This is a genomic window from Streptomyces sp. NPDC097981 (assembly GCF_040302565.1).
Lineage (GTDB): Bacteria > Actinomycetota > Actinomycetes > Streptomycetales > Streptomycetaceae > Streptomyces.
The window spans coordinates 47,185-72,653 of sequence record NZ_JBEORW010000044.1; the positions used below are offsets into that span (position 1 = coordinate 47,185).

Consider the following 25,469-nt stretch of genomic DNA (forward strand, 5'->3'; position numbering starts at 1 on the left):
ACCCGGCAGGGGCCTTCCCGTGACTCGGCACGGGCTCCCGCAACAGGAGACTTCAGGTCGCTCGCCAGACCGTCATGTCCGCGGTCATGAAGCTGATCCCGCTGTCCGGCAAGGCGGTCGACTTCACCTGGATCACGAGCAGCGCGATGTCCCCCGATGGGTGCTTGATGCAGATCTCGCTGCCGGCCGCCGCCGCTGCCAGCGGCAACCGGCGGCTGTCGGCGCCGGTGAGGGTGAGACGGCACGAATTGAGGGAGGCCCCCGGCTTGCCGTACGACATGGCGATCACGCTGGTGTCGCTCTCCAGTGCACAGCTCTTGTCCTGGCAGACGAAGCGGACGTCGCCCTTGCGGTCGTCGTGTCTGATCGGCTCCTTGATGCCCAGCGAGGTCTTCTCGTCCAGCCACTGGAGTGGGTACGGGACGGCCTGCGGCGGCTTGGGAGCGGCCGAGGACGCCGGTGAGCCCTTCGGCGCCGAACCCGAGCCCGAACCCGAACCCGAACCCGAGCCCGAGCCTGACGCCGACGGCCGTGTGGACGTATCGGGACCGGGCGAGGACGACGACGAGGCCGCATCCCGGTCGCGGAACCGGTCCGTCGCGTCCATGACCGTCCATCCCAGGCCCGTCAGCAGCAGCGCCCCCGCCGTCACGGCGGCGGCCGTGACCAGAACGGCACGTCGCCTGCGTGCCCGCCGATCGTCCGGCTCCGCCTGCAGTGGCCGCGTCACCAGCGGCAGCGTGTGGACCGGGGTGGGGTCGGACACCGGAGGCGGAACCGTCACCTCCGGTCCCATGACCTCCCGCCAGACGGCCGGTCCCGCGCCCGCGTCGGCGTCCCGGCCCAGCCGCTGCCGGCACCACTCGACGACCTCTGCCGGGGTGGCCCTCTCCTCAGGGTCGGCGGCCAGGCACCAGGCGATCAACGGACGGATCTGCTCGGGCAGAACGGACAGGTCGGGTTCGGAATGCACGATCCGGTACAGCACGCTGACCGCGGGGCCGTCCCCGTACAGCGGCTCGCCCAGCGCCGCGAACGCCGCGGTCTGACCCAGCGCGAAGACGTCGGTGGCCGCCGTGGCCCTGCCTGCGGAGGCCTGCTCGGGAGCCATGAACGAGGGGGTGCCGACAGCGGCGCCCGTGGCGGTGTGCGAACTGACACCGGAGGCCAGCGAGATGCCGAAGTCGATCACGCGCGGTCCGTCGGCGGCCAGCAGCACGTTCGACGGCTTCAGGTCCCGGTGCACGATCCCCGCCCCGTGGATGGCCTGCAGCGCCTCCGCCACCCCCGCCGCCAGCCACAGCACAGCGGGCACGGGCAGCGGCCCGCGCCGGGTGACGGCCTCCGCCAGTGAGGGCCCGGGCACGTACAGCGTGGCCAGCCAGGGCGGTACGCCGTCCGCGTCCGCGTCGATCAGCTCGGCCGTGTATGCGCCCCGGACCCGGCGGGCCGCCTCCACTTCCCGGCGGAACCGCAGCCTGAAGGCGGAATCGTCGGCGAGCTCCGGCCGGACCACCTTGATCGCCACCGGCCGGCCGCCCTGCGTGTGCGACAGATAGACCCGGCCCATGCCGCCCGCGCCGAGCCGGGCGGCGAGGCGGTAGCCGGCCACCACGGGCGGATCGTCCGCCTGCAGCGGCTGGAACACCTCGGTCGCGCTGTTCATCGTCCCGTTTCCCCCTGGTCCCCTTGGCCAACCGGTCAGTTGGCCAAAGGCAGCAGCCTATGCGGGCGGGTGCCGACGGCATCGCCGGGGGACCGCGTGCATCCGCCGGCCGGTGTTCACTGCCCGCTGCGGAGCTTGTCGAGCTGTTCCGCGAAGGCCTTCGTTTCCGCGATCAGCTGGTCGTGTGCGTTCTTCTGGTTCTCGTCACCCTCGTCCTTGAACGCGCTGCTGAAGTGCGGTTGGAGTTGGGTCCACCAGCCGTGGTCCAGCATCGCCCATGCCTGCGGGCACAGCGGGGCGCGCGTTTTCGGCAGGTATCCCGCGCCGACCAGGGGCCCGTAGTACTTCTTGGGGTCGCTCCCTTCGAGGTAGCAAAGGAAGTTGAAGACCCGCTGCTGGGTGACGGGGTGATCGCTCGCGAGCCCCTCCAGCGTCATCTTGCCCTCCTTGCGGGCGATCTCGTCGAAGAGGATCGAGGCTGCCAGCGTCGGACCCGGTCCGACCTCGTTGACCGTGTAGAACGAGGCGAACCCGTCGGCGGCGTCCTCTTCGAGGCCGAGGTTCGCAAGCAGAAGCTGACGCTGCAGAGCGTGGCCCATCTCGTGGCCGAAGATGAACTGCGTCGACAGTGCGGTCAGGTTGTCGGCGTTGAACTCGTCCGCGGGGAACAGCGCGGGACGCTCGACGGTCTTGACCACATGGTCGAGGGCGTCCTTGATCTGGGTCAGGAACGGCGGAGGCACGAAGATCGTCCTGCCGTCGGGCTGGGTCACCGCATCCGTAACCCCCCGTGGGACCTTGCCGGTGACTTTCACGTCCATGTCGTGGGGGAGGGCGACCGACCGGTTCACCCAGTCGGCGGCCTCTTCGAGCACGCGGGACTTCCGGATCACCGATACGGCCTGCCGGTCCTCCGGCTTGATGGCATCGTCCTCGTAGACGACGGTGACCTTGCCGTTCGCGCCGGCCTTGTTCCCGTCGCTGCCACACGAAACGACCGTGAAGCCGGCAGCGAGCAGCGCCCCCGCGAAGGCGATCCTGAACCTGGCCGAGTACCCGCCACGCGTGCTCAGCACCCTGGTCAGCTCCCTTCCTGAGCCAATGCGGACTCAATCTCCATAATGACCATATTTATCAAGATTCTTCTTGATTCTGGTCAGACCTCACCGAATGCCGCACGTATCCCTGTCGCGCGGACACCGCGTCACGGGCGTACCGCTGGAACGGGACCGTGACACAGGCGTGGCGAACCGTGATCACCGGGCGGGCTGGGGTCACCGTGCCGGTCGGCGCAGGGGGCGCGTTCGAGCCCTGCCAGGAGGCTTCCGACGCCGACCTGCGCCTGGCCGCAGGCAAGTCGGTCACCACCTGCGAGATATACCTGGTTCCGGAGAACGTGCAGCCCGTGTTCGCCGGCTTCCAGGGCGACCGCGACGCGAACTCCCCGAGCGAGGAGACCGGAACCGCGCCCGAGGTCGTCTGGAAGGTGGGCTGACGGTCCGGGGGCGGCCTGCCGTGGCGCCGCGCCGGTCCCTTCAACGGCGGCCCGGCACCTCGGCGATGCGGATGGAGCCGTTTCGCCGTGACCCGGCCCGATGGCGCGGCGGGCCATGCCTTCGGCGGCGGCCGAAGCCACACCCGACGACGCAAAGCGAACTCTTCCGGCGCCGGCGGGCTAGGGTCGGAGGGTGAGCCAAACCGGAGGGCGCTCCGAGGGAGCGGGACCATTCGCGACCCGGCTGACCTGGCGCCCCGTGGAAGGGGGCACAGCGGTCTGGGAGTCCCGCACGGCACGCAAGCGCGGCCTGATCGTCGTACGCGTCGCGGGCGAGCCCGAGTCGCGCTCCCGCACCGCCGACCATGTGTCGGTCGGGCGCCTGCGCAGGCTGAATGCCGTCGCCGCGCTGGCGTTCACCGTCGGCGGTGCCCTCTTCGCGCTCGGCGCCTGGGTCGCCCAATTCGGTTCGAGCAACGCGACGGGCGTCTGGATCTACTTTGCCGGCGGCCTGTTCTTCAACACGGGCGGCTACGCCTCACTGCTCCAAGCCGTCAATGCTCCTCGCCCGGAGGCCGGAGCGGGATCGCTGGCCGCACGGTCCTGGGCATGGTGGAGCTACGAGCCCTACCGGATCGACTGGCTGAGTACCTTCGTGCTGTTCGTGGGCACCCTCGTCTTCGGTATCAGTCTGGTGAGTTCTCTGCTGCAGGGGCTCTCGCTGCAGCAGGTGAACCGGCTGATCTGGGCCCCCGACCTGGTCGGGTGCATCCTGTTCCTGATCTCGGGACACCTCGCCCTGGTCGAGGTCTGCCACGGCCGGCCGGGCATTCGTGCCCGCGACCTCGGCTGGTGGATCGTCGCGATCAACCAGCTCGGCTCCGTGCTCTTCCTGATCTCGGCGCTGGCGGCCTTCACCCGTCCCGCGACCGGAAGCCTGGCGAACGAGCAGATCGCCAACTGGGGCACCCTGACGGGGGCGCTCTGCTTCTCGGCCGGGGGAGTGCTCCAGCTCTTCGAGCGCCCCTAGCGCCCGGCCGGAGCCGGGCGGGTCACTCATGCCTCGATCCGCGCGGCGCGGCACGGCACGGCCCGCACCGCACGGGACAGTCAGGGAGGGGTGCTCATCGCGCACCTGCGGCCAGGCTCCCGCAGTGGCCCCAGCCCGATGTCGCGGCCGTCGAGCGGACCTGGCCGTTGAAGAGCACGCAGGTGCCCCGGGCATCCAGGTAGACGGGGCCGGCGTGGTACTTGTAGTCGCTGCGGCTGTCCCAGACGCCCACGTTGTCGCTCGCACGGAACAGGCCCACGGCCATGAGCTGAGGGGATCCGCTGCCGCTCTTGGGGACGGTGTAGGCGCAGTTCCTGCCCGTGGACGCGCTGTAGTAGAGATACGTGTATCCGGTCGCGAAGTCCAGCGTGTCGATCCGGGTCCCTTCGCAGACCGGGCCGGCGGCCTGGGCAGGTGCCGCCCCGCCGGCGGCCACCCCGGCCAGGGCAAGCCCCGCGGCGGCCACGGCCGCTGCACCCCGCCGCATCACTCCGTGCTGTACCACGCGTATCCAAGAAGGCATGCTCGTGCTCCTTGTCCGGCAGTCGATGGAGTCGCGGCATTCCCTCATGCGCGGCCGGCGACCGCAAGACGTTCTCGGCATCGCAGGAGGAATTGGCTGAAATCCCATGGAAGCCTGCCGCCCAGGCATCACCCCGTCCGGCAGCCCCGGCCCGGCGCCACCGGACTGCTCGAAGGCGGCCGGAGCCTCTTGCCCGCATCGGCCGGCATCGCCCCGCCTGTACGGTCGGGACCATGGATGTCAGCCGCCGGCCGACGCTCGATGAGATCGAAGAGTGCTTCGTCGCGCTCGTCGAGGGTCGCCCGACCCGGGACGAGGCCGACCGCCGGGCCTCCCGTAGGGTCATGTCGTGATCAATGACACCCCGGAGCCCTTGATGCCGGGGCTGCCCGGCGACCAGCCGCCCGACGAGCTCTCGCTGTTCACCTGGGTCGCGATACCGGCTGCCACGTACGAGGGCGTGTTCACCGCACTGGGCCTGCACGACAGGATCCCGGCGACGACGTCGGCGGGTCTGTCAGCGGTCGAGAACGACCCGGACGGCCCCGCCGACCCCGCCGCGGAGACCCCGGCGACCGTCCACCGGGGCTTCGTGACAGCGGAGTTCTCCGGCTGGCGGCTGATCCTCGGCGCACCCGTCACGGCATGTGCCGACCACGAGGTCCTGGCCCGGCTCAGCGCACACTGCGGCCAGGCACACTTCTACTTCCGTGACTGCTACGACGACTGCCACAGTTGGGCGATCGCCGAGAACGGCCGGGTGATCCGCTCCTACCAGACGTACGGGGAACCGGAGTGGACCGGCGAACCGCTGCCCTGGGAGACCCCGCAGACGGAGGACGAGGGCTGGGAGCCCGGCCTGTACGAACCGAACGCCTCCCTGGACTCCGATGCCGGCGCCGTCGCCCACATGGTCACCGTCGACCCGGACGCCATCGACCTCGACACCCCCATGCGCGGCCACGGCTGGCTGGCCGTCACCGCCCCCGGCATCGGACACGAACCGTTCTCCGCGGCAACCCGGGGCGCAGCAGCATCATGAGCCACACCGCCCCGACCACCATCGAGGACCGGCTCTTCGGCGCGATCACCGTCCGGGGGCCGAAGCACCAGGCGGGGGAGGGTCACCGGAGCACCGGCACCCCGAGGCGCGTCACGAGGGCTTCGTCGCCGAATAAGCCGTGACCGTGGCCTTGTTGTCGCACAGGGCGAGGATTCCGTCGTCGAGGGCGATCTGGTGCGCTCCCGCGCCCGGCACTCCGACGACGAGCGTCGGGAACGAGGCGGGCGTTGCGCCGGACACGCAGTAACCGTCGGCCTCACCCTGCACGTTGACGAAGGTGAGTTTGGTCCAGGCACGGGCCCCCGGGGCGAGGGACACCGCGGCCGCCGAACCGCTGTGGGTGGTGGCGAGCGGTACGTTCTTGTCGGGGGACCCGTTGCCCGCGCCCGCGACGGTGGGGAATCCCTGGAGCGTGCAGGCGCCCTTGGAGGCGTTGGTGACGGTGACGACGGCGGCGCCGGTTCCCGTGCCCGTCGGCCGGACGGCGGCCTGGCGGGCCTCCGTGACCTTCACGTCGCCGACCGTGCAGGGCTTCGCCTTGCCGCCGGACACGGCAGGGGAGGCCGAGGCGGAAGGCTTCGCCTGCCCCGTGCTGCCGGAACTGCTGCCGCCGGAGCTGCTGCCGCCGCCCGCGGCGGCCCCGGGAGCCGATGACTGCGCGGTCTGCGAAGGCGCGGCGGCCGCGCCGCCCCCGCCGGACGGCGTGCAGCCGGTCATCAGGGTGGTGGCCGCGGCGACCACCACCAGTGCGGCCGCGGTCCGTCGGACGCCTGATGTGTACTGCATGGGGAACCTCCTGAGGATCACGACCGGTCCCGCGCCGGCCCGCACGCCGACGGACACGGCAAACGGCCCGCCGGAGTTCCCGCAGACACGGTGCCGTGCCGCTCCGGTGACACAACCATGACGTACGGGTCCTGCCCGCGCCCGTATCCACGCCGGAGCCGACCGGGCTGTGCGGATCACCGCGCCTTGAGAACGGACGACCGGCGAACCGCTGGTGGAGCCGGTCGTGCCGGTCCGGGCCCCATGGGCGTGGACCGGCACGCGCACATCGTGCGACACCGTCACCGTCACCGTCAGCGGCCGTGGCCCTGGCCCTGGCCGTGGTCGCCGTCGCCGACGATCGTCCACGGGCGCATGAGGTCGTCGTCCTCGTGTTCGAGGATGTGGCAGTGGTGGACGTACTCCGCCGGCAGCTCGGTGGCGCTGCCCGGAATCGACGCGATCTCACCCGTCGGCGGTGTGAATTCCTGAATGATGATCCTGGTCACGGTCTCCGGATAGGACCTGACCGTGTCCTTGTCGGACAGTGCTTCGTCCGGGTCCGGCGGAATCGGTGGGCCGGTGAGATAGTTCGCCAACACCGGCCTGTTCTCCGGTTTGCGGCCGCCGTAAAGCCATTTTTCGTAGTCTTCCTGGTAGCCGGCTGCGTCGATCGGCTGCCTGTTCAACACCTGGAAGTTGACGAGGTGGACATGCATCGGGTGGGCGTCGTGGTTGGGATTGATGTACTCCCAGATCTCGGACGAGCCCACCTTGATGAAGTCCTGGGACGGTTCCATGAAGGGCACTGCGTTGAGCGTCATGGTGCCGAAGAGCTGGTGCTGGTACAGGACCCATTCCCGTCGGCGGGTGTGTGGCGTCACCTCGATGGGTCTGGCCGTCGGCAGCTCAAGCTCCCTGGGCGGCGTCGTCCTGTCCCCGCCTCCGGACAATGGTTTGGTGACATGGAACTCCATGACGTCCGAGATTTCCGGTCCGTCGCCGCCGGGGAAGTGGACCGGCGCGTTGTAGTTCATCAATTTGATCTTCGTGCCCATGGGCATCTTGCTGAAGTCGACGAGAAGGTCGTACCGTTCGGCCGGCGAGATCAGGAAGTTCAGCATGTGCAGCGGAGCACGGAAGCCGCCGTCGGTGCCGATCAGCCAGAACGGCAGTGTGGGCTGAGGCAGTACGTCCTCGGGAACGCTGAACATCAGCCGCCAGAAACGCTCGTTCGAGGCGTTGAGAACCCGCAGCCGGTAGCGTCGTGGCTCGACGGCCAGGAAGGGGTACGCCTTGCCGTTGACGACGGGGGTGTCTTCGCCCTGCTGCAGGGTCATGGTGTAGGCGAGCGAGCCGTCTGCGTTGAAGGTCCGGTCCTGCAGGATGAGAGGCACCTCGAATTCGCCTTGCGGCAGCCCGAGCCGGTCGTCGGCGGGGTCACGAATGAAATAGAGACCGGCCAGACCAGCGTAGACGTTGACGCTGGTCATCCCCATGCCGTGATCGTGATACCAGAGCATGCTCGAACGTTCGTGGTTGGTGTAGGCGCAGACCGCTTCGTTGGGTTTGGTCCTGCTCGGGTCCAAGGTGGTGTAGGACTCGGCGTGGATTCCGTCCGGGCTGTACGAGTGCAGCGGCATTCCGTCGGACTGTGGTGGTGTGAAACCGCCGTGCTGGTGTACGACGTTCCACACGTTGACATTCGAGGGGAAAGGCTGCTTGCTCTCGTAGGGAGGCGGAGCGGTCGGGGTGAGCTGGGGGTTCCCCTTGCGGATTTCGTCGATCACGAACTGGAACAGGTGGGTGGTCGGGAGCTTGTTGCGGTACTTGACGACCGTCGGGTGGTCGTTGTTCACGCTGATGGTCGGCCCGAGGTAGCCCATGCCGATGGGCTTGTGAGGGTTGTGCGGGTTCTTGGCCCAGTAACCCCACACGGTTGCCGGCCCGAGATCCCGGTGGAAGCTCCACGACCCCTGCCGCATCGTGAACTCGTAGTAGTCGGCGCCCGGATAGACGGAAGGATCCGGGATGGCCGTCATCGGCCTGGGCAGCGGGTCGACGAATTTCTCCAGCGGAGGGGTATGTGGAATCGCGGTGTCCGTAGAGTCCGTCCCGTGAGCCGGCGACGCATTCGCCTGCGCTCCCAGAAAACCCCGCGGAAGCATGGCCGCACCCCCCATGGCCCCGGCCATCAGGAAATTCCTTCGCCCAACCATCGTCTCCACCCTTCCAGCACGTCATGTGTGTCCAAGGAATACAGTGCCGGTTCGAAATGGTGCGGCAGCGCGCCGTTCGGCGCGAGGAAGACACGCGGCGGGTCGATCTCGGTAGAAATTCGACACCGCCGGTCCGAATACATCTAAAACCACCGGGCGCTTCGTGGGTCGACAATCCACTGATATTCACCGCTTCGCTGTGCGGCAATTCAATATTGTGACGCATTCAAAATGCCGGGCAGATATCAATATTTCGGACATGTCGGCCGTCGGCCCGTGGTGATACTTGGCGGCATCGCCTGGCCCGTGCTCACCGGAGAGATCATCATGTGGGGATGTCTGAGAACCGATTCCCTGGGGCACCGACTGTGGTGCGACTCCCCGCGTACACGAAGGCGGATCAGGAGGAGATCCTTGGCAGCAGCAGTGATCCCTTCGGTGTTGCCTCGACCGGTTTGACCTGGCTGCCGAAGGAAGAGCACTTCGGCATCAGACACGACGACCGGCTCGTGGCACACGCCGGCCTGCTGCGACTGCCCGTCGCGATCGGCGACGCCGAGACAGAGATGGTGGGCGTCGGCGGGGTGGCCGTCGCACCCGGCATGCAAAGGCGGGGGCTGGCGCGGCTCGTCGTCGAAGCTGCACTGGAGCATGCCCGCACGATGGGTCCCCGGCACGCACTCCTGTTCTGCCGACCTCCCCTCGTGTCGCTCTACCAGCGCCTCGGATGGCACCCGCTCGACGAGGACGTACTCGTCGAACAACCCGAAGGCCGCCTGGTGACCATGCCGCTGCGGACCATGGTGACGCCCCTGCGCGACGATGCCCGCTGGTCCCCGGGGCCAGTACGGCTGTTCTCGCTCCCCATGTGACGGGCTCCTTATGCTGCGCCCGGGCGAGGACGTCGGCCATCTCAATCCCCGCCGGGCAGGCCACGCTGCTCACGGCACTGATGCGGTTGCCCGACCTCGGCCCGGATCCGGTCGCCGTGCGCGAGGCCTGCTGTGTGGCGCCCGGCCGCCCGGCCGGCGGGGCGCGACCGCCGATCCTCCCGAGCCTGCGCCCGTCACACGGAGCGGGACAGGGGCCTGCTCTCGGCGCCATCGCCAGGGGGACCGGCTCGCCTCGTGCGCGCGGCGCCGCCGCGAGATGCTGGTCTCAAGGCCCTTACGGACCAGCCGCACGGTGAAGGGCCGTGGCCCGCCCGTCAGGCTGCGTGTCGGCCTGTGACCGGCCAGTGCGTGAGGTGGTTGCCCGATGGATGGCTTGCTGGGAGCCGAACGGCTCGTCTTCTCGACCTCCGACATCGACGCCGAGACCGATGCGGTCACCTGTCACAGGGGCCGGTTCGGCCCGGACGGGCTGGTTTTCTCCCGGTCCGCCCTGCGCGCCGTCCGCCGGCCAGCGGGAACGAAGCCGGGCAACCTGACGCTGCCTGCAGACGCGCAGGCCCGGGGCGCGGCCCAGCACGGGCATGGGCACGGGCACCAGGACCTGCGCAGGGCGGCCGCGGCCACGCGCCGGACCCTCAGCGCCGACGCCCCGCGCATCCCGCTGTGCGCCCCGTCGCACCCGGCAGTCCTCCGATCCCGTACCCGGCGGCGGTCGACACGCTCGTGGAGGTCGCTCCGGAGGCCGCCCCGGGCGCCGCCGTGACCGCAGACCGGCCACCCGGCCAGCCCCGGCCACGTCGCTCTGCCCGTCCGCGACGTGCCCGCCTCGAACATGCCCGCTTCGACACACGTCCGACGAGGGAGGCCGCAAGGCATGGATGCACACGAGCAGCCCCCCGGACCGGAGCGGGAACACACGACAGGGCCCGCCCCGCCGGGAGGACTGCTCGATCTGCTGAACGTGGCTGCGATCGTCATCGACACCCGCGGGCGGATCGTGTTCTGGAGCCCGCAGGCGAACGAGGTGTTCGGCTACACCGCCGAGGAGGCCCTCGGGGAGTACGCCTCCCGGCTCCTGGCCCACGAGGAGCACCGCGACCTGGTGGTCAAGCTGTTCGCCAAGGTGATGGGCACCGGGGCGAGCTGGGCCGGCGCGTTCCCGATCCGGCACAAGGACGGCAGTACGCGGCTGGTGGAGTTCCGCAACATGCGGCTTCTGGACGACCTCGGCGACACCTACGCCCTGGGCATCGCCGCCGACCAGACCACGCTCCAACGGGTGGAGCGGGACCTGGCGCTCTCCCAGCGCCTGGTGGCACAGGCCCCCATCGGCATCGCCCTGCTGGACACCGACCTGCGCTACCTGCTGGTCAACCCGGCCCTGGAAGGCATCAACGGAATCCCGGCCGCCGACCACATCGACCGCCGGCCCGCCGACATCATGCCGTTCCTCGACGTGGAGACCATCGAGTCCGCGCTGCGCCAGGTGCTGCTCAGCGGCGTCCCGCTGATCGACCAGTACACCGTCGGCCGCACCCCGGCCGACCCTGACCACGACCACGCCTGGTCGGTTTCGTACTACCGCCTCGAAACGGCCAGCGGCCGCGTGGTCGGGGTGGCGTACTCGGTCGTCGACGTCAGCGAACGCCACCGGGCCACCACCGAGGCGGACCGCGCCCGACGCCGCCTGGCCGTGATCGCCGACGCGTCCGCCCGCGTGGGCGCCACCCTGGAGGTGGAGCGCACGGCGCGGGAGCTGGTCCAGGTCGCCGTGCCCGACCTGGCCGACGTGGCCACGGTCGACGTCCTCGACGACGCGCTGGCCTTCCGCCGCTCCGGTCCCGCAAGCGAAGGGGGCCCGGAGCTGTTCCGCGCGCTGGCGGTGGCCGCCTCCTATCCCACTCCCGTGGCCGCTGCGGCGCTCCAGGTCGGCGACACCGCCGCGTACGGTCCCGACCGGCTGATCACCCGCTGCGTCCACACCGGACGGCCCGTCGTCGTCGCCCACGCCACCGGCAGCGACCTGCGGCACATCGGCCGTGACGCCGACGCCGCGGCGGCCTTCGTCCAGGCCGGAGTGCACTCGTATCTCGCGGTGCCGCTGATCGCCCGCAACGAGGTCCTCGGGGTCGTGGACCTGGTACGCGCCCGCAACCCCCTCGCCTTCGACGAGGACGACGTGCTCCTCGCCGGGGAGATAGCCGCCCGGGCCGCAGTCGCCATCGACAACGCCCGCTGGCACCAGAGCGTCCGCAACACCGCCGAGACCCTCCAGCGCAGCCTCCTGCCCAGCCGCCCGCCCGAGCTCACCGGGCTGGACGTCGCCTCCCTCTACCAGCCCGCCCAGGCCACCCACGAGGTCGGAGGCGACTGGTACGACGCCATCCCCCTCGCCGGCGACAGGACCGCACTGGTGGTCGGCGACGTCATGGGCAACGGCATCGACGCCGCCGCCACCATGGGGCGCCTGCGCACCGCAACCTGTGTGCTGGCCGATCTCGACCTCGCCCCCGACGAGGTCCTCCAGCACCTGGACAAGATCACCCAAGGGCTTGAGCACTACATCGCCACCTGCATCTACGCCGTCTACGACCCTCACGGCCACAGGTGCAGCATCGCCAATGCCGGCCACCTCCCGCCTGTCCTCGCCTCAGCCGGGCGCCTCGCCGAGCTGGTCGACCTTCCCACCGGAGCCCCGCTCGGCGTCGGCGGCGTCCCCTTCCACACCACTGCCTTCGACCTCGGTCTTGGAGACCGGCTCGTCCTCTACACCGACGGCCTGGTCGAAACCCGCCACCACCCCATCGACGAGCGCCTGAACACCCTGCTCCGCACCCTGGACGAACCCCGGCGGGCCCTGAAGGACACCTGTCAGTGGCTGCTGCACTCCCTGCGCCACCCCGACGACCACGACGACGTCGCCGTCCTCGTCGCAGAAGCCACGCCTCTGGCCGCCGAGCCGGACGCCATGCCCCCGTACCCGTGAGGCGAGCGGGCCGGGCCCGGGGGAGGGCTGCCGAAGAGGCCACGCCGAGGTGTCCGTCCCGATGCGCACCCCGGTACTCGACCGTCGCCTCTGCCACCGCATAGGGTCCGGTCATGGTCACGCATGAGCGGGAGATCACGGCGCCTGTCGATCTGTGCCTGGACGACGGACGCCTCGCCCCGGCGGCGGTCGGCTGGTCACGGCGCCCCCTGCACCGTTCGCGGATCAGCGGCTGGGGACGGACCAAACGGTGGGAGTACTGGTGTGTGACCACACCGACCCATCTGGTCGCCCTCACCGTCAGCGATCTCGACTACCTCGCTCTCCACTCCGTGTACGTGCTGGACTTCGGCTCCGGCGGCCCGCGGCGGGAGTTCGAGCGCACCGCCGTCGTGCCAGGCGGACTCGGGGTGCGCCTCCCCGACGGCATCGCCGGAGCCGACGGCTGCGCCCCCGTTCTCGTGGGTCCCGAGCGGCCCGTGCGCGGCCAGGTGCGCATCGAGATCAGCGCCGCGGGCACCGCCACCCGGCTCCGGGCGCGGTGCACGAGCCCTGACCGCCGGCCGGTCGAAGTGGATCTGCTCACCGAGCTGCCGGACGGACACGAAACCCTGTCCGTCGTCGTCCCCTGGAGCGAGCGCCGTTTCCAGTACACGTCCAAACACACGGCACGGCCTGCCACGGGAACACTGCGCATTGGCGGCGACGTGCTCGTCTTCGGCGACGACGCCTGGGCCACTCTCGATCACGGGCGGGGACGATGGCCCCGTCGAGTGGCGTGGAACTGGGGTGCCGCGTCCGGCCGCACGGGCGGGCACACCGTGGGGCTCCAGTTCGGCGGACGGTGGACGCACGGCACCGGCTCGACCGAGAACGCGCTGTGCGTGGACGGCAGGATCTCCAAGATCGGCCAAGAGTTGGAATGGCACTACTCCCTGCACGATCCACTGGAGCCCTGGACCGTCCGCGTCGGCGGGCCCAACCAGGTGCAGTTGGTTTTCACGCCGTTCCACAACCGAGTCGCACGGACCGAGACGGGCCTGATCGGCAACCGTACGAACCAGTGCTTCGGCCACTACTCGGGGACCGTTCGCAGCGACGACGGCGAGCTGATCCCGGTCGACCGGCTGTTGGGCTGGGCGGAGGACGTACGCATGCGCTGGTAGTCGCCGCCCGGATGAAGAGGGCGCGCCCGGCGACAATACGTCCATGCCGGAAACGTTCACCACGCGGACCCTGACCGTCGCCACGGGCTCGGCGGAGACCGTGCACGACCTGACCGCAGCATGCTCGGCGTTCCTGAGGGAGCAGGCCCGGGGGCGGAGCGGACTGCTCAACGTGTTCACGCCCCACGCGACGGCCGGGCTGGCGGTCATCGAGACGGGCGCCGGCAGCGATCACGACCTCCTGGAGTCCTTGCGTACGCTGCTGCCGGCCGACGACCGCTGGCACCATCGGCACGGCTCCCCGGGACACGGCCGTGACCACGTGCTTCCGGCCTTCGTACCGCCACACGCCACACTGCCCGTGGTGCGCGGCGAGCTGGCACTGGGAACGTGGCAGTCGGTCGTCCTGGTGGACACCAACCGGGACAACCCTCAGCGCACGGTGCGGCTGTCCTTCTTGGCCTGACCCGACGGCCGAGTTACCGCCCCGCCGTTGATCACCCCGGCGGCCGTGGCCGGCACATGGTCCGACGGGCGGGTCGGGGCGGGCTCGGCAGAGGACCTCTACGAGCTGCGGAAGAGCAGGTGACCCGGCCGACGCCGTCCATCCGAAGGTGCAGCGCGTGAAATTGGGTTGCCCGGACGCCGGGCTGCCGGTGATCATCCTGAGGACCCAACGCCCCCCGATCACCGGAGACACATGACCACCGAACTGTCCGAGGCCTGGGAGATCTTCGAGTCCGGCGACCCGCAAGGGTCGATGCGGATACTGCGGCTCGCCGCGGAAGGGCTCGCGTCCGCCGAGATCGCGCCGCTGGTGGCCAGGTTGGCCGAAGGCGCCGGTTTCACGGATCTCTCCGAGGCCTCGACAGCCCTGGTGGCCCGGCCCGGAGACGCCGACCGGCTCTACCGGTTCGGTTACGCCTGCGTGGAGCGCGGTATCCCCGCACTGGCCGCCCCTGCCCTGAAGGAGGCGCTGCGGCTGACTCTGGCACCGCCCGCGCCGCCGGAGCGCACCGGTCTGTTCCGCCGCAAGCCCGAGCAGCAGTCCGAACCGAAGCTCGCCCCCCGCCGCGTCCTGCTGGAGCTGGTGACGTCCCTGGAACGGGACGAGCGGCATGCCGAGGCCCTGGCCCTGCTGCACGAGAACGATGCCCTGCTGAGCGACTGGCCGGACCGCTACCTGACGGTCTACAACGCTGTGATGAGCGGTCGGATCGACATGGCCCGGCAGGTGTTCGATGCGCTCTCGGCTCCCGAGGGAGTCTGGGTGGAGCCCGGCAGCCGGGTCGGGCGGATGCTTGAGCGTGCCGCGGCCGTGCCGCCGACGGGCCTGCGGGACCTGCGCGGCTGGCACTACGTGCTGACCGGCGGGCTGCTCACCACCCTCTCACCGCACGGGTTCGAACAGGGCATGACCGGCCGCTGGGCCTATGTGCAGGACGACTTCGGCTCATGCAGGCACGGCCTGGAGCGGCTGCGGACGGTCCTGGACGCCGGCGGTCGCAAGCCCGCGTCCATCGGCCTGCTGCCGGACCGGGGCAGCCGGGCGCTCGGCCTGGCGGCGGCCCGCCTCCTCGGCGTCCCGGCCTCTCCCTACCAGCCGGGTACTCCGGACGGGCTGGTGGTCGCGTACGACCTGAACGAGTGCGATCCCGACCTGGTGGCCGCGCTGGGGGAGCGGGCTGCGGGCGAACTGCTCTTCGAGCACGCCACCTGCTGGACCGATACGCCTGCCGCGACGGCCGACGTCTGCACCATGCTGGTACAGACCGTGATCGCCCCCTGGGAGTCGGGCCTGCGGCTCACCGAGGACGGCGAGACGGAGCAGTCGGAGCCCGACGAGCGCTCGGCCGAGGAGCTGGCCGAGGCGGTCTTGGCTGCCGATCCGGCCCCGCAGGAGGGCGACGGGCAGACGCCGGCCGACCCGGACGAGGAACTGGCAGCCTTCGTCTCCCGCGCAGCCGGGTTGTGGGCAAGCAGCCCGCGAGACCGGGTCCGCTCCTCGGGTCCCGTGCCCAGCGCGCGTTTCGCCTGAGCCGGAATCCACAGAAACCCGCAGCGCAGGGGAGCGGGCCGGCGGACTTGATGGCTTCGCGGGTGCGGTCTCCGGACAGCGGGCACACGGCGGAGGGCGCGCCGCTTCCGACCCCGCCGTGTGCCCCGCCCGGGGTGATCGTCTCGACGTGGTCGTCCGGTGGCGATCGAGGCGCCCGATCGCGTCCTTCGCCATGGCGTGCCGCCAGGGCGGCGCCGTCACCCACGTCCGACGAGCCGTTCGTTCGCGGCCAGCGGCACTTCGGCCCATACCTGCTTGCCGCTGCTGAGCGGTACCGCGCCCCACGCCGCCGTCGTCGCCTCGACGATGAGGAGCCCGCGGCCCCCGGTCGCCGACCAGTCCACGTCCGCAGGCTTGACCGGGCTGCGGGGCGAGGCGTCGTTCACGGCGATCCGCAGCCGGTCGGCGGACAGCGTCAGATCCAGCCGCACCTCTCCCTGCGTATGGGCGATCGCATTGGTGACCAGCTCGGAGACCACCAGCAGGGCGATGTCGAGTTCCTCCGCCACGCCCCACGAGCGCAGTGTGCGCGCGGCGAAACGGCGGGCGTGATGGACGGCGTTCGGGAGCCGCCAGACGGTCCAGTTCGTCCGCATGGGCCGGACGCGGGTGCCGTCGTAGCGCAGGAGCAGCAGCGCCACGTCGTCGTCCCGCCGGTTGACACCCGCGAGCAGTTCATCGGCCATCATCCCCGGGTCGACCGGGTCCGCCGCGGCCAGGACGTCGCACACCCGGCGCATGCCGTCCTCCAGGCGGACGTTGGACGACTCGACCATGCCGTCCGTCAGCAGGGCCAGCAAGGTCCCCGGGACCAAGCCGACCTCCGTCATGGGGAATTCGGCGTCCGTGACCACTCCCAGTGGCGGTCCTCCTTCGAGCGCCATCTCCTCGGTGCTGCCGTCCGGGCTGCGCAGGATCGGCTGCAGGTGACCGGCGCGGACGAACCAGGCGATGCCCTCCTCCATGTCCAGGTCCACGTACAGACAGGTGGCGAACAGGTCCGTCTCCATGCCGGCGAGCAGCCGATTGGCCCGGGCGATGACCACGTCGGGCGGATGGCGCTCCACCGCGTAGGCCCTCACGGCCGTCCGTATCTGGCCCATGATGGTCGCGGCTCCGGCGCTGTGCCCCTGCACATCGCCGATGACGAACGCCACGTGGCTGTCGCCGAGCGGGATGACGTCGTACCAGTCGCCGCCCACTTCGAGCCCCACGGTCGCGGGCAGATACCGGGCGACGGCCATCCCGCCGGGCAGCGAGGGGAGTTTGCGCGGCAGCAGGCTGCGCTGGAGCATCGTGGCGAGTTCATGGCCGGCGTCCAGCGCGTGCGCGCGCATCAGCGCCTGCCCCACCAGCCCCGCGGTGGCGGTCAGCAGCGACCGCTCCTCGGGTCCGAACCGGTGCTCACCGTCCCATCCCACGAGGCAGACCCCGACCGTCCGGCCGTCCGCCGGCAGCGGCAGGACCGCGAGCCCGCCGGGCCCGATCCCCGCGAGAGCGGGTTCGAGGTCCGCACCCGGCGGCCAGAGGCTCACATGGCCCTCCCGCAGTGCGTTCTGCAGCGTCGGCAGGTCGTGCACCGACGCGTCCGGCCACTCGGATCGCCATTCCGAGCGCCACATACCCGGCCACGCGTGCGGCTCGGGAGGGTCGAGGACGGTGACCACGAGCCGGTCGGCGTCCAGCTCGGCGACCGCCACCCGGCTCGCGTCCAGTGGGCCGCGCAGGGAGTTGACGACGATCTGGCTGACGTCCCTGATGGTCGTCGCGCCGGCCAGCTTGGCGGACAGCCGCTGCACGATGGACACTTCGTCGGCAGTGGGGCGAAGGTAGGAGGCGTCGGCCACCACACCGAGGACCCGCACGGGGGTGCCGCCGTCATCCGTCGTCACCCGGCACCGCAGGCCCAGCCAGCGAAGTTCGCCTCCCGGCCGGCGGATGCGGAACGCCAGCTGCTGCGGCTCCGTCGTCAGCCGGTCAGGCTCCACGAGGGCCATCAGTGCGGGCATGTCGTCCGGCACGGCACTCGCCAGCAGCATGTCCACGTTGCCGTCGAACTGCTCGGGCGGGATGCCGAGCAGCTCCAGTACGCGCGCATGCGCCTCCAGACGGCCGGAGGCGAGGTCCAGGATGAACGCGCCGCCCCGGAGCGGCACCAACGTGTGTCCCAGCACGGGGCGCGGGGCCGTACGCCCGGACGTGTGGGCGGCCACCGATTCGAGTCCGGCGGCGACCTGGTCGGCGTACAGCTCCAGCAGGCTCCGTCGGTCGTCGTCGAACCCGTCCGGGACCTCGCCGGCGACGATCAGACAGCCCAGCTCCTTGGAGCCGTGCCCGAGCGGCAGGGCACCGAGCGAGAGTCTGGCCGGGGAGACCCTGACGGAGTCCTCCCGCACCCGCCCGGGGAAGTGGTGCGGATCCTCCTCCACGTACGCGGCGAGTTCCTTCGGGTTCAGCCACAGCGGGCGGCCCGAGCGGTAGGCCTCGGCGGCCGGGGAGTGCCCGTCCACGGAGAGTACCGCCGGCAGCCCGTACAGCATGGCGCGGTTTCCGGTCATCTCGGCCAGATGGAGTTCCTCACGACCCTCGGTGAGCACGTAGACAGCGGCCAGCTCAGCCCCGCAGAACGCAAAGCGCTGCCTGGTCACGGTCTGTAACGCCCTCCGCCCTCCTGTGCGGGCAGCCACGGTCGACCGCCCTCCCTCCATGCTGTCGCGTTTTGCACCGTGCGCGAGTCAGGAGCGGCCGGAGTTCCGGTGGGGCCCGTGGAGCCGCCGGTACGTGGACCTACTGGTGGCAGGTGGACCGGTCACGCCTTTTCGTCGTATCCGATGTGGTGCCTGGCGGCGATGGGGTTGATCTTCGCCGGGTCCAGCCGCCCTTCGGTGAACACGGCGGGGCCGGCCTCGATCAGGTCCTCGACGTACTGCTCCCAGCCTCCGGGAGAGGAGATCTGCAGGACGCGCGGCGGCGGGGTCGAGGCACGCCGGAGTGCGTGCGGGACTCCGCGGGGCAGCAGCGCGAACGTCCCTTTCGGTGCCGAGTGCGTCCGGTCGTCGAACTCGATCTCCAGGACGCCGTCCAGCACGTAGACGCATTCGTCGGCGCGGTGGTGGGTGTGCCGGGGGATGTCCTTCGCCAGGGTGACCTCCAGCAGCGACAGCCGTCCCTCCGTGTCGTCCGTCCTGGCCTTGACGGCGAACGCGGGCGGCAACGGGATGCGCCCCGGCCGGGCGGCGCCGGGCTCAAGCAGGATGAAACGCTCCTCGGACATGGGTGTGCCCCCTCCTCACATGGCATAATCGGAACAGGAATCCGATTCCGCTTCAATGTACGCCGAGGAGCGCCGGACTTGTCAACGCCACCAACACCCCCCGGCCGCAAGCCGCGTGCCGACGCCGAACGCAACCGCGCCCGCGTACTGGCTGCAGCGTGCGCATTGTTCGAGGAACGCGGCGACGAGGTCCAGATGCCCGAGGTGGCACGCGCCGCAGGCGTCGGCATCGGCACGCTGTACCGGCACTTCCCCTCCCGCCAGGCCCTGATCGAGGCAGCGGCGGAGCAGCGTTTCGCGGAGATCCTTCATGTCGCGCGCACCGACTGCCTGCGCGATCCCGCCTCCGGCTGCGGGCTGGCCCGGTACCTCGACCATGTCGGCCGGGTGCTGTCCGAGAGCCGCGGACTGACCGCGTCCGTCGCGGCGGCCGCGGGTTCGTCGGCGCCGGGAGGTGAGATGCTCGCCCAGCTCGAAGGCGCGGTACAGACCCTGCTCGACCAGGGGCGGGCCGCGGGCACCCTGCGGGCGGACCTCACCGTCTCGGACGTCTACATGCTCGTCGGAGGCCTCTCCGCCGTCATCCGGACCGGAAGCGGAGACTGGCGCCGCTTCCTCGCCCTCGCCTTCGACGGCCTGACCCCGCGCGGGGACGCCCCGGCCCCCTCGGTACCCGCTCCGGAGCGGTGACCGGGGACCGGTGCGGGATCACGTACGTGATGCCGCGCCTGCACAGACAGGCGCGGCCCGTCACAGGTCAGAGGGGTCCTCGTGGTCGGCCCGCCGCAGTACCTCCGTGCGGCGGCCCGTCACCACCAGGTTGCCGTCCGGGGTGCGCCGTGCAACGTCGCCGGTGCGGAAGTAGCCGTCGGCGGTGAAGGAGTGCGCGTTGTGGTCGGGCGCCCGGTAGTAGCCTCGCAGGGTGTACGGACCACGGGCGAGGAGGCCGCCGGGCTCCCCGTCGGGTACGTCCGTGCCGTCGGCGTCGACGATGCGGATCTCGTCATCGGGCGAGAGCGGGCGGCCCTGCGTGGTGAGCACGGGCTCGTCCGCATCGGCGGGCCCGGTGAGGGTGAGCAGCCCCTCGGCCATGCCGAAGACCCGCTGGAGGCGACAGCCCAGCTCGGGTCCCATCCGTTCGGCGGTCGCCCGGTCCAGGGGCGCGCCGCCGACCTGGACGAGCCGCAGACTGCTCACGTCGGCCCGGACCGCGGGAAGGGCGTCGAGCCAGAGCCGGGCGGCGGCGGGCGCCAGCGACGTGATGGTGACCCGCTCCCGTGCGACGGCCGCAAGGCACTCGGCAGGTCCCGGGTCCTCGGCAAGGACGACGGTGCCGCCGACGGAGAGGGTGCCGATGATGCCGGGGCAGCCGAGGGTGAAGTTGGACTCGGCGGGCAGCGCGGCGAGATACACGTCGTTCCCGGTGAGCGACACCAGCTCGGCGGCGGCCCGCGCCTGATAGGCGTAGTCGTTGTGGGTGCGCGGAACGAGCAGGGGCGCCGTGGTGCCGCGGCCGGAGAGCAGCAAGAACGCCACCTGGCCGGCGCTCTGCCCGAGCGCCGGCTCGGGCGCGGCGTCGATGGAGCCCAGCGGGGAGTACTGGCAGCCCGCCGGGTCGGTCGTGAGGCCGCCGCTGTACGGGGACGAGGCGCCCGGCGCCTCAAGGGTGAACACCCGCCGCAGGAACGGCCATCGGGCCGCGATGTCCGCAGCCATCGCCGTGTGGTCGACGCCCTGGTACGTCGAGGGTGCGACGTAGCCGACGGCTTGGGTGACCCGCACGAGGTCGGGCACCTCGGACGCGGGGTGTGAGACCGGGCAGAGCACGGGGACCGCGCCGGCACGCATCAGCGCGAACACGGTGATGACGAATTCGGGAACGTTCGGCAGTTGGACGACGACCCGCATCCCGGGCCGGAGGCCGCGCAGCCGGAATCCGGCGGCCATGCGGTCCACGCGCCGGTTCAGGCGCGCGTACGTGATGCGGGTGCTGCCGTGCACGAGCGCGGTCCGCGGCCCGTACTCCAGGGCCCAGCCGCGCAGCAGGTTGTCCAGGGTGTTGCCGCGCCAGTGCCCTGCCGCCCAGTAGCGGTCGACGAAATCCTCGGGCCAGGGCGTGCAGCCGTCGAGCATGGATGTCATTCGCTTCCTTCCCTCCGGCGCAGGGGCCGCCACCAGGATCCGGATGCCCACGGGGCGAGGAAGCACTCCTTGAGCGGAACGAGCGAGAGGCCGGTGCGCACCGCGTACTTGATCTTGACCATCCAGTGCCGACACCCTCATGTGCAATGCGCTTTCTCGACCATGGACTCTGAATCCCATCGGCAGAAAGTCCAACGGGCGTCGCTGACCAGGAGGAACGGCGGGGTTCAATCCCCTCTCGGCGGCCATGCGCCATGGCCGAAGCCCGTGGGGCGGCAACCCGGCGGCGACCGGCCGCTCATGCGCTCTGCGATGCTGATGTCTGATCAGGAAGTGGTGCACGGGCCGAAGCGCGCCCACTCTCGATGGGCTCGGCCGGCGCCGGGCGCTCGTCGCCGCGGGGAGGGAGAGCGAAATGCCGGTGGCCATGAACACGGGCACGGCCGGTCGGGGAGTCGAAATGACCCGCGTGGGCGGCCGGTGGCGGGTGACCCGACCGTGGCCGCGCCGGTTGCGCCCGTTCGTGCACAGCTATGCCGGTTACTGGGAGGCGGTGGCCGCACCCTATCGGGTGCGGCTCGTGCCCACGGGTCGGGCCGTCGTGGTGATCAGCCTCGGAGAACCGTTCACCCAGGTCCGACGGCTGGGGGACTCGAACCCCGCCACTCAGGTGACCGGCTCGCTGGTGGCGGGGCTGGAGGACGGGCCCCGGGTGTGTCACCATCCCGGTGGCCAGGAGGCCATTCGGCTCGAACTGACCCCGCTGGGCGCCTACCGGCTGTTCGCCGTGCCGATGAGCGAGCTGACCAACCGAGTGGTCGAGCTGCGCGATGTGCTGGGACCCGAGAGCGGAATGCTGGCGGAGCAGCTGGCGGCGACCGGCAACTGGGCTGCCCGCTTCGACCTGTTGGACAACGCACTGTCGGCCCGGCTCGCGAGTGGCCCGGATCCCGCACCCGAGGTGGTCCACGCATGGCGACTGCTGTCCCGCGCCGGAGGGGCGATCCCGGTCAGCCGGATCGCGGCCGAAGTGGGCTGGAGCCAGCGCTACTTGGCCTGCCGGTTCACCGAACAGATCGGCCTGACGCCCAAGACCTCCGCCCGGGTGCTGCGCTTCGATCGGGCCGTGAAGCTGCTCACCCGCGAGGGCGGGCAGCTCACCGAAGTGGCTGCCGTCTGCGGCTTCTACGACCAGGCCCACCTCAACCGCGAGTTCCGCGCCCTGGCCGGTACCACTCCCGGCCAGATGGCCGCCGCCCGCGTGGCGGAAGGGGCCCTGGCCCTGTGAGGGGGTGAGGTCACATTTTTCCAAGCCAGGCCGTCAGCACGTCGATAGTGTCCCCGTTCGTGGTCGACCAGGCGCCGGAGCACACGGAACGCCCTGCCACGACACGAAGAGATCTTCGGCTCGGTGCCGCGGCGGACCCGGCGACGGTGAACCTGGCCCGGAAAGGGAGTACTTGATGGAAGACCTGCTGCGCATTCTCGTGGCCGGCGCGCTCTCGGGTGCCTTGATCGGCTTGGCGGGAGCCCTCGGCAGGCGCAGCCGCCGGCGCCGGGAGGGCTCTGGGACGGACGGCTGCTGACGGGGGAGGCGGCCGGCTGAGCAGGGCCGGCCCGCATGTGCGGGCCGGCCCTGCGGGCGTACTCGTGCGCCCGAGGGCTGCGGCGCCACCTCACGCGGAGTCGAAGCGGCGGCGGGCCGTTTCGCTCCGGCAGACGCAGGTTCTGCCTGAGCATCTTGTGGCTGATGCCCTCGATCTCGTTGTGTGGTCAGCCCATCTCGACGTTGCCACCTGCCTGGCCGGAGCCGGCGGCTCGTTCGGCGACGTGGCGAAACCGACTCAGCCGGTGTGGGCGACGGGGGAGTCAGGGACGGCGCTGGTCGGCCAGAGGGAGTCGGGGAAGAGGGCGTCCTCGGAGTCGGTGTCGGGCATGAGGGTGGTGAGCATCTGCTGGGCGGTCCTGGCGTTGTCGGCGGCGCGGGGCAGCATGGCGCTCTCATAAGCGTCGAGGGCCGCGTCGATGGTGGGGTGGCGGATGACGGCTTGGGCGAGTTCGGCGCCGTCGAGCAGGGCGAGGTTGGCGCCGACGCCGGCGGGCGGCATCAGGTGGGCGGCGTCGCCGACCAGGGTGATGCCGGGTACGCGCCGCCAGGCGTGGGGAACGGGGAGGACGTACACGGGCCGGTTGACGAAACCGCCGTCGTTGTCGCGCAGGATGTCCAGCAGACTCTCGTGCCAGCCCCGGTACTGGGCGAGAAGGTGTGCGCGTACTGCTTCGGTGTCGGCGAGGTCGAGGCCGCTGTGCCAGTCCTGGGGGCCACGGAAGGTGATGTAGGCGCGGGCGTGTCCGTTGCCGTTGCGCTGCAGTATCAGGCTGCGGCGGCCCGCTTTGGCCGACATGGTGCCGCGACCGAGCAGGCGGGTGAGGCCCGGGTGTCGGCGGTCGATGTCGTCGAAGCGGGCCTCCAGCATCGTGACACCGGCGTAGGAGGGCTGGGCGTCGGAGAGCGCGGGGCGCACCCGGGACCAGGCGCCATCGGCCCCGATGACCAGGTCGAAGTCGTCGAAGCCCTCGCCGGTGCCGTCGTGGTGGCGCAGGCGCAGGCGCAGGCGGGGGCCGTGGGGCAGCGGGGTGACGGCCGTCACGGAGTGGCCCCAGCGGACCGTGCCGGGGGCCAGGGACTCCAGCAGCAGCGTGCGCAGCCGGCCGCGGTCGATCTCGGGCCTGCTCAGGTCGCCCTCGCCGGCACGGTCGTGGCGTAGCAGGGTCGCGTGGCGGTCGTACATGCGCCACTCCTGGCCTTCGGGCCGGGACAGGGCGAGGAACTGGTCGAACAGACCGGCTGCGCGCAGGGCTGCCTGGCCGGTGTCTTCCTCGATGTCGAGAGTGCCGCCCTGCGAGCGGGAGCGGGGGTCGCTCTCACGCTCGAAGACCGTGACCGGCACGTCGTGCTGCTGCAGGATGCGCGCGCAGACGAGGCCGCCGAGGCCGGCTCCGGCGATTGCGATGCGAGGGGTGGTGGACATGAGGGTCACGCTCCGTTCGATGGTTGAAGAGAGTGCTGGTGCCTTTGTGGTGACGCCCTGTTCCGGGCATGGCAGATCAGCCGTTCCGCTGTGTGTCCGGGCCCGGGTTCCGGGTGCCGGTCCGGCGGTACGCCTGCTCACAAAAGCACAGCGGATACAAAAGTACAACCGCTCCGACTTTCACTCCGATCGCCTTTGTGAACGAGTCCCCTCAAACGGGTAGGGTGTGGGCATGGTCGACACGACGACAGGGCGCCGCGAGCGCAAGAAGGCCCAGACACGACAGGCGCTGGCGGATGCCGCTCTGCGGCTGTTCACCGAGCGCGGCTTCGACAACGTCGGCGTACGCGAGGTGGCGGAGGCGGCGGACGTCTCGCTGAGCACGCTCTTCAAGCACTTCCCCAGTAAGGAAGCCCTCGTCTTCGACCTGGACGCGGACATCGAGAGTGCCCTGGTCGCGGCCGTTCGCGACCGAAACCCCGGTCAGTCCGTGCTGCATGCCCTGCGCGACCACATGGTGCACACCCGTACCGCCCTGCGGACCGACGAACCCATGTTCGTCCTCGTCGAATCCACCCCCGCGCTGCGCGACTACGCCCGGCGCATGTGGGCGCGCCACGAGAAGGCGCTGGCCGCCGCCCTGGCCGATGCCACCGGGCTCGCCGCGGACGCCCCCGCCGTCGTCGGCCTGGCACGCTTCGCCCTGGAAGCCCCCGGCATCGCCAGCGCGAGCGAAGACCCGGCCCGGACCATGCGTGACGTGTTCACCCTGCTGGAACACGGCTGGACCACCACGCCCCTGGCGCGACAGGAAGACCGCCCCGGTCGGGACGGGTGACCGTGAGCGGACAGAACGGCCCCTCCTCTTGGAGGGGTACAGCCGGTGACTCTCGGTGAGTTTCGGGTGCCCCCGGGGTGAGCCGCCCCATAGGGCCCACGTCACATACGAACCGGGGTAGTGGCTCTCAGCGGGTCCGGTGCTGGTGCCCGATATGGGCTCCTGCCTGCAGGGATTCGTGGAGGCTGTCGGGAGGCTTGGCGGTGGCCGGCTGCGAGGGGCTGTAGTAGGCGGGGTCGTTGCCAGGGGGGCGGGGGGTGGGTAGAACTGGATGAGTCGCCGGGCGGCACGGTGCTT

The 25,469-nt window shown here is 70.8% G+C and carries 21 protein-coding genes; 11 read left to right on the top strand and 10 right to left on the bottom strand.

Going from position 1 to position 25,469, the window contains the following annotated elements:
* Positions 1-52: 52 nt before the first annotated feature.
* Positions 53-1,666 (bottom strand): serine/threonine-protein kinase, encoded by a 1,614-nt coding sequence (locus ABTY04_RS32240; protein ID WP_352216980.1) that lies wholly within the window; start codon positions 1,664-1,666, stop codon positions 53-55.
* A gap of 116 nt (positions 1,667-1,782) precedes the next feature.
* On the bottom strand, positions 1,783-2,742 hold the full coding sequence (locus tag ABTY04_RS32245) for a DUF4344 domain-containing metallopeptidase (RefSeq protein ID WP_352216981.1): 960 nt from the start codon (positions 2,740-2,742) through the stop codon (positions 1,783-1,785).
* Positions 2,743-2,897: 155 nt separating this feature from the next.
* On the opposite strand from ABTY04_RS32245, the gene ABTY04_RS32250 reads away from it, so the two are divergent.
* Both ABTY04_RS32250 and ABTY04_RS32255 read left to right on the top strand, forming a co-directional pair.
* Complete coding sequence (locus ABTY04_RS32250) at positions 2,898-3,161, top strand: hypothetical protein (RefSeq protein ID WP_352216982.1); 264 nt, start codon at positions 2,898-2,900, stop codon at positions 3,159-3,161.
* Positions 3,162-3,354: 193 nt separating this feature from the next.
* Positions 3,355-4,191 (top strand): hypothetical protein, encoded by an 837-nt coding sequence (locus tag ABTY04_RS32255; RefSeq protein ID WP_352216983.1) that lies wholly within the window; start codon positions 3,355-3,357, stop codon positions 4,189-4,191.
* 94 nt (positions 4,192-4,285) lie between these two features.
* On the opposite strand, the gene ABTY04_RS32260 is transcribed toward ABTY04_RS32255, so the two are convergent.
* On the bottom strand, positions 4,286-4,735 hold the full coding sequence (locus tag ABTY04_RS32260; protein WP_352216984.1) for a hypothetical protein: 450 nt from the start codon (positions 4,733-4,735) through the stop codon (positions 4,286-4,288).
* A 349-nt stretch (positions 4,736-5,084) separates the two neighbouring features.
* Here ABTY04_RS32260 and ABTY04_RS32265 point away from each other — a divergent pair, with 349 nt between their 5' ends.
* Entirely contained in the window at positions 5,085-5,777 is a 693-nt protein-coding gene (locus ABTY04_RS32265) for a hypothetical protein (protein WP_352216985.1), read from the top strand.
* A 111-nt stretch (positions 5,778-5,888) separates the two neighbouring features.
* Here the strand turns inward: ABTY04_RS32265 and ABTY04_RS32270 are convergent, their stop codons facing one another.
* Both ABTY04_RS32270 and ABTY04_RS32275 read right to left on the bottom strand, forming a co-directional pair.
* Positions 5,889-6,584 (bottom strand): DUF4232 domain-containing protein, encoded by a 696-nt coding sequence (locus tag ABTY04_RS32270; RefSeq protein ID WP_352216986.1) that lies wholly within the window; start codon positions 6,582-6,584, stop codon positions 5,889-5,891.
* A gap of 293 nt (positions 6,585-6,877) precedes the next feature.
* A complete protein-coding gene (locus tag ABTY04_RS32275) occupies positions 6,878-8,758 on the bottom strand; it encodes a multicopper oxidase family protein (RefSeq protein ID WP_352216987.1) in 1,881 nt (626 codons plus the stop codon).
* Positions 8,759-9,117: 359 nt separating this feature from the next.
* On the opposite strand from ABTY04_RS32275, the gene ABTY04_RS32280 reads away from it, so the two are divergent.
* The 5 genes from ABTY04_RS32280 to ABTY04_RS32300 all read left to right on the top strand — a co-directional run bounded on the left by ABTY04_RS32280 (position 9,118) and on the right by ABTY04_RS32300 (position 15,865).
* Positions 9,118-9,654 (top strand): GNAT family N-acetyltransferase, encoded by a 537-nt coding sequence (locus tag ABTY04_RS32280; RefSeq protein WP_352216988.1) that lies wholly within the window; start codon positions 9,118-9,120, stop codon positions 9,652-9,654.
* Between the two features lie 895 nt (positions 9,655-10,549).
* The gene (locus ABTY04_RS32285; protein ID WP_352216989.1) at positions 10,550-12,661 is read left to right on the top strand and encodes a SpoIIE family protein phosphatase; all 2,112 of its coding nucleotides are present in this window, start codon (positions 10,550-10,552) and stop codon (positions 12,659-12,661) included.
* Positions 12,662-12,774: 113 nt separating this feature from the next.
* The gene (locus ABTY04_RS32290; protein ID WP_352216990.1) at positions 12,775-13,827 is read left to right on the top strand and encodes a DUF2804 domain-containing protein; all 1,053 of its coding nucleotides are present in this window, start codon (positions 12,775-12,777) and stop codon (positions 13,825-13,827) included.
* 43 nt (positions 13,828-13,870) lie between these two features.
* Entirely contained in the window at positions 13,871-14,293 is a 423-nt protein-coding gene (locus ABTY04_RS32295; protein WP_352216991.1) for a secondary thiamine-phosphate synthase enzyme YjbQ, read from the top strand.
* Positions 14,294-14,527: 234 nt separating this feature from the next.
* Positions 14,528-15,865 (top strand): hypothetical protein, encoded by a 1,338-nt coding sequence (locus ABTY04_RS32300; RefSeq protein WP_352216992.1) that lies wholly within the window; start codon positions 14,528-14,530, stop codon positions 15,863-15,865.
* A gap of 218 nt (positions 15,866-16,083) precedes the next feature.
* On the opposite strand, the gene ABTY04_RS32305 is transcribed toward ABTY04_RS32300, so the two are convergent.
* Together ABTY04_RS32305 and ABTY04_RS32310 are read right to left on the bottom strand one after the other, a co-directional pair.
* Entirely contained in the window at positions 16,084-18,594 is a 2,511-nt protein-coding gene (locus tag ABTY04_RS32305) for a SpoIIE family protein phosphatase (RefSeq protein ID WP_352216993.1), read from the bottom strand.
* 101 nt (positions 18,595-18,695) lie between these two features.
* Positions 18,696-19,160, bottom strand: coding sequence for a cupin domain-containing protein (locus ABTY04_RS32310; RefSeq protein ID WP_352216994.1), 465 nt, complete (start codon positions 19,158-19,160; stop codon positions 18,696-18,698).
* A 78-nt stretch (positions 19,161-19,238) separates the two neighbouring features.
* Between ABTY04_RS32310 and ABTY04_RS32315 the strand changes: the two genes are divergently transcribed.
* Positions 19,239-19,850, top strand: a complete 612-nt coding sequence (locus ABTY04_RS32315) for a TetR/AcrR family transcriptional regulator (RefSeq protein WP_352216995.1) — start codon at positions 19,239-19,241, stop codon at positions 19,848-19,850.
* Positions 19,851-19,910: 60 nt separating this feature from the next.
* On the opposite strand, the gene ABTY04_RS32320 is transcribed toward ABTY04_RS32315, so the two are convergent.
* Together ABTY04_RS32320 and ABTY04_RS32325 are read right to left on the bottom strand one after the other, a co-directional pair.
* On the bottom strand, positions 19,911-21,302 hold the full coding sequence (locus ABTY04_RS32320; protein ID WP_352216996.1) for a (2,3-dihydroxybenzoyl)adenylate synthase: 1,392 nt from the start codon (positions 21,300-21,302) through the stop codon (positions 19,911-19,913).
* Positions 21,299-21,424 carry a hypothetical protein gene (locus tag ABTY04_RS32325; protein WP_352216997.1) on the bottom strand — a complete coding sequence of 42 codons (126 nt, stop codon included), beginning with the start codon at positions 21,422-21,424 and terminating at the stop codon, positions 21,299-21,301. The genes ABTY04_RS32320 and ABTY04_RS32325 overlap by 4 nt, the downstream gene beginning before the upstream one ends.
* 338 nt (positions 21,425-21,762) lie before the next feature.
* Between ABTY04_RS32325 and ABTY04_RS32330 the strand changes: the two genes are divergently transcribed.
* Positions 21,763-22,590: a helix-turn-helix domain-containing protein gene (locus tag ABTY04_RS32330; RefSeq protein ID WP_352216998.1), complete on the top strand. Its 828-nt coding sequence runs from the start codon at positions 21,763-21,765 to the stop codon at positions 22,588-22,590.
* 556 nt (positions 22,591-23,146) lie between these two features.
* Here the strand turns inward: ABTY04_RS32330 and ABTY04_RS32335 are convergent.
* The gene (locus ABTY04_RS32335) at positions 23,147-24,334 is read right to left on the bottom strand and encodes an FAD-dependent oxidoreductase (RefSeq protein WP_352216999.1); all 1,188 of its coding nucleotides are present in this window, start codon (positions 24,332-24,334) and stop codon (positions 23,147-23,149) included.
* Between the two features lie 232 nt (positions 24,335-24,566).
* Between ABTY04_RS32335 and ABTY04_RS32340 the strand changes: the two genes are divergently transcribed.
* On the top strand, positions 24,567-25,172 hold the full coding sequence (locus ABTY04_RS32340; protein ID WP_352217000.1) for a TetR/AcrR family transcriptional regulator: 606 nt from the start codon (positions 24,567-24,569) through the stop codon (positions 25,170-25,172).
* Positions 25,173-25,469 lie beyond the last annotated feature (297 nt).

Coding starts and splice junctions, on each gene's coding strand:
- ABTY04_RS32240 (WP_352216980.1), bottom strand. CDS start 1,666: ATGAACAGCGCGACCGAGGTGTTCCAGCCGCTGCAGGCGGACGATCCG.
- ABTY04_RS32260 (WP_352216984.1), bottom strand. CDS start 4,735: ATGCCTTCTTGGATACGCGTGGTACAGCACGGAGTGATGCGGCGGGGT.
- ABTY04_RS32270 (WP_352216986.1), bottom strand. CDS start 6,584: ATGCAGTACACATCAGGCGTCCGACGGACCGCGGCCGCACTGGTGGTG.
- ABTY04_RS32275 (WP_352216987.1), bottom strand. CDS start 8,758: ATGGCCGGGGCCATGGGGGGTGCGGCCATGCTTCCGCGGGGTTTTCTG.
- ABTY04_RS32280 (WP_352216988.1), top strand. CDS start 9,118: ATGTCTGAGAACCGATTCCCTGGGGCACCGACTGTGGTGCGACTCCCC.
- ABTY04_RS32285 (WP_352216989.1), top strand. CDS start 10,550: ATGGATGCACACGAGCAGCCCCCCGGACCGGAGCGGGAACACACGACA.
- ABTY04_RS32290 (WP_352216990.1), top strand. CDS start 12,775: ATGGTCACGCATGAGCGGGAGATCACGGCGCCTGTCGATCTGTGCCTG.
- ABTY04_RS32295 (WP_352216991.1), top strand. CDS start 13,871: ATGCCGGAAACGTTCACCACGCGGACCCTGACCGTCGCCACGGGCTCG.
- ABTY04_RS32300 (WP_352216992.1), top strand. CDS start 14,528: ATGACCACCGAACTGTCCGAGGCCTGGGAGATCTTCGAGTCCGGCGAC.
- ABTY04_RS32305 (WP_352216993.1), bottom strand. CDS start 18,594: ATGGAGGGAGGGCGGTCGACCGTGGCTGCCCGCACAGGAGGGCGGAGG.
- ABTY04_RS32310 (WP_352216994.1), bottom strand. CDS start 19,160: ATGTCCGAGGAGCGTTTCATCCTGCTTGAGCCCGGCGCCGCCCGGCCG.
- ABTY04_RS32320 (WP_352216996.1), bottom strand. CDS start 21,302: ATGACATCCATGCTCGACGGCTGCACGCCCTGGCCCGAGGATTTCGTC.
- ABTY04_RS32325 (WP_352216997.1), bottom strand. CDS start 21,424: ATGGTCAAGATCAAGTACGCGGTGCGCACCGGCCTCTCGCTCGTTCCG.
- ABTY04_RS32330 (WP_352216998.1), top strand. CDS start 21,763: ATGACCCGCGTGGGCGGCCGGTGGCGGGTGACCCGACCGTGGCCGCGC.
- ABTY04_RS32335 (WP_352216999.1), bottom strand. CDS start 24,334: ATGTCCACCACCCCTCGCATCGCAATCGCCGGAGCCGGCCTCGGCGGC.
- ABTY04_RS32340 (WP_352217000.1), top strand. CDS start 24,567: ATGGTCGACACGACGACAGGGCGCCGCGAGCGCAAGAAGGCCCAGACA.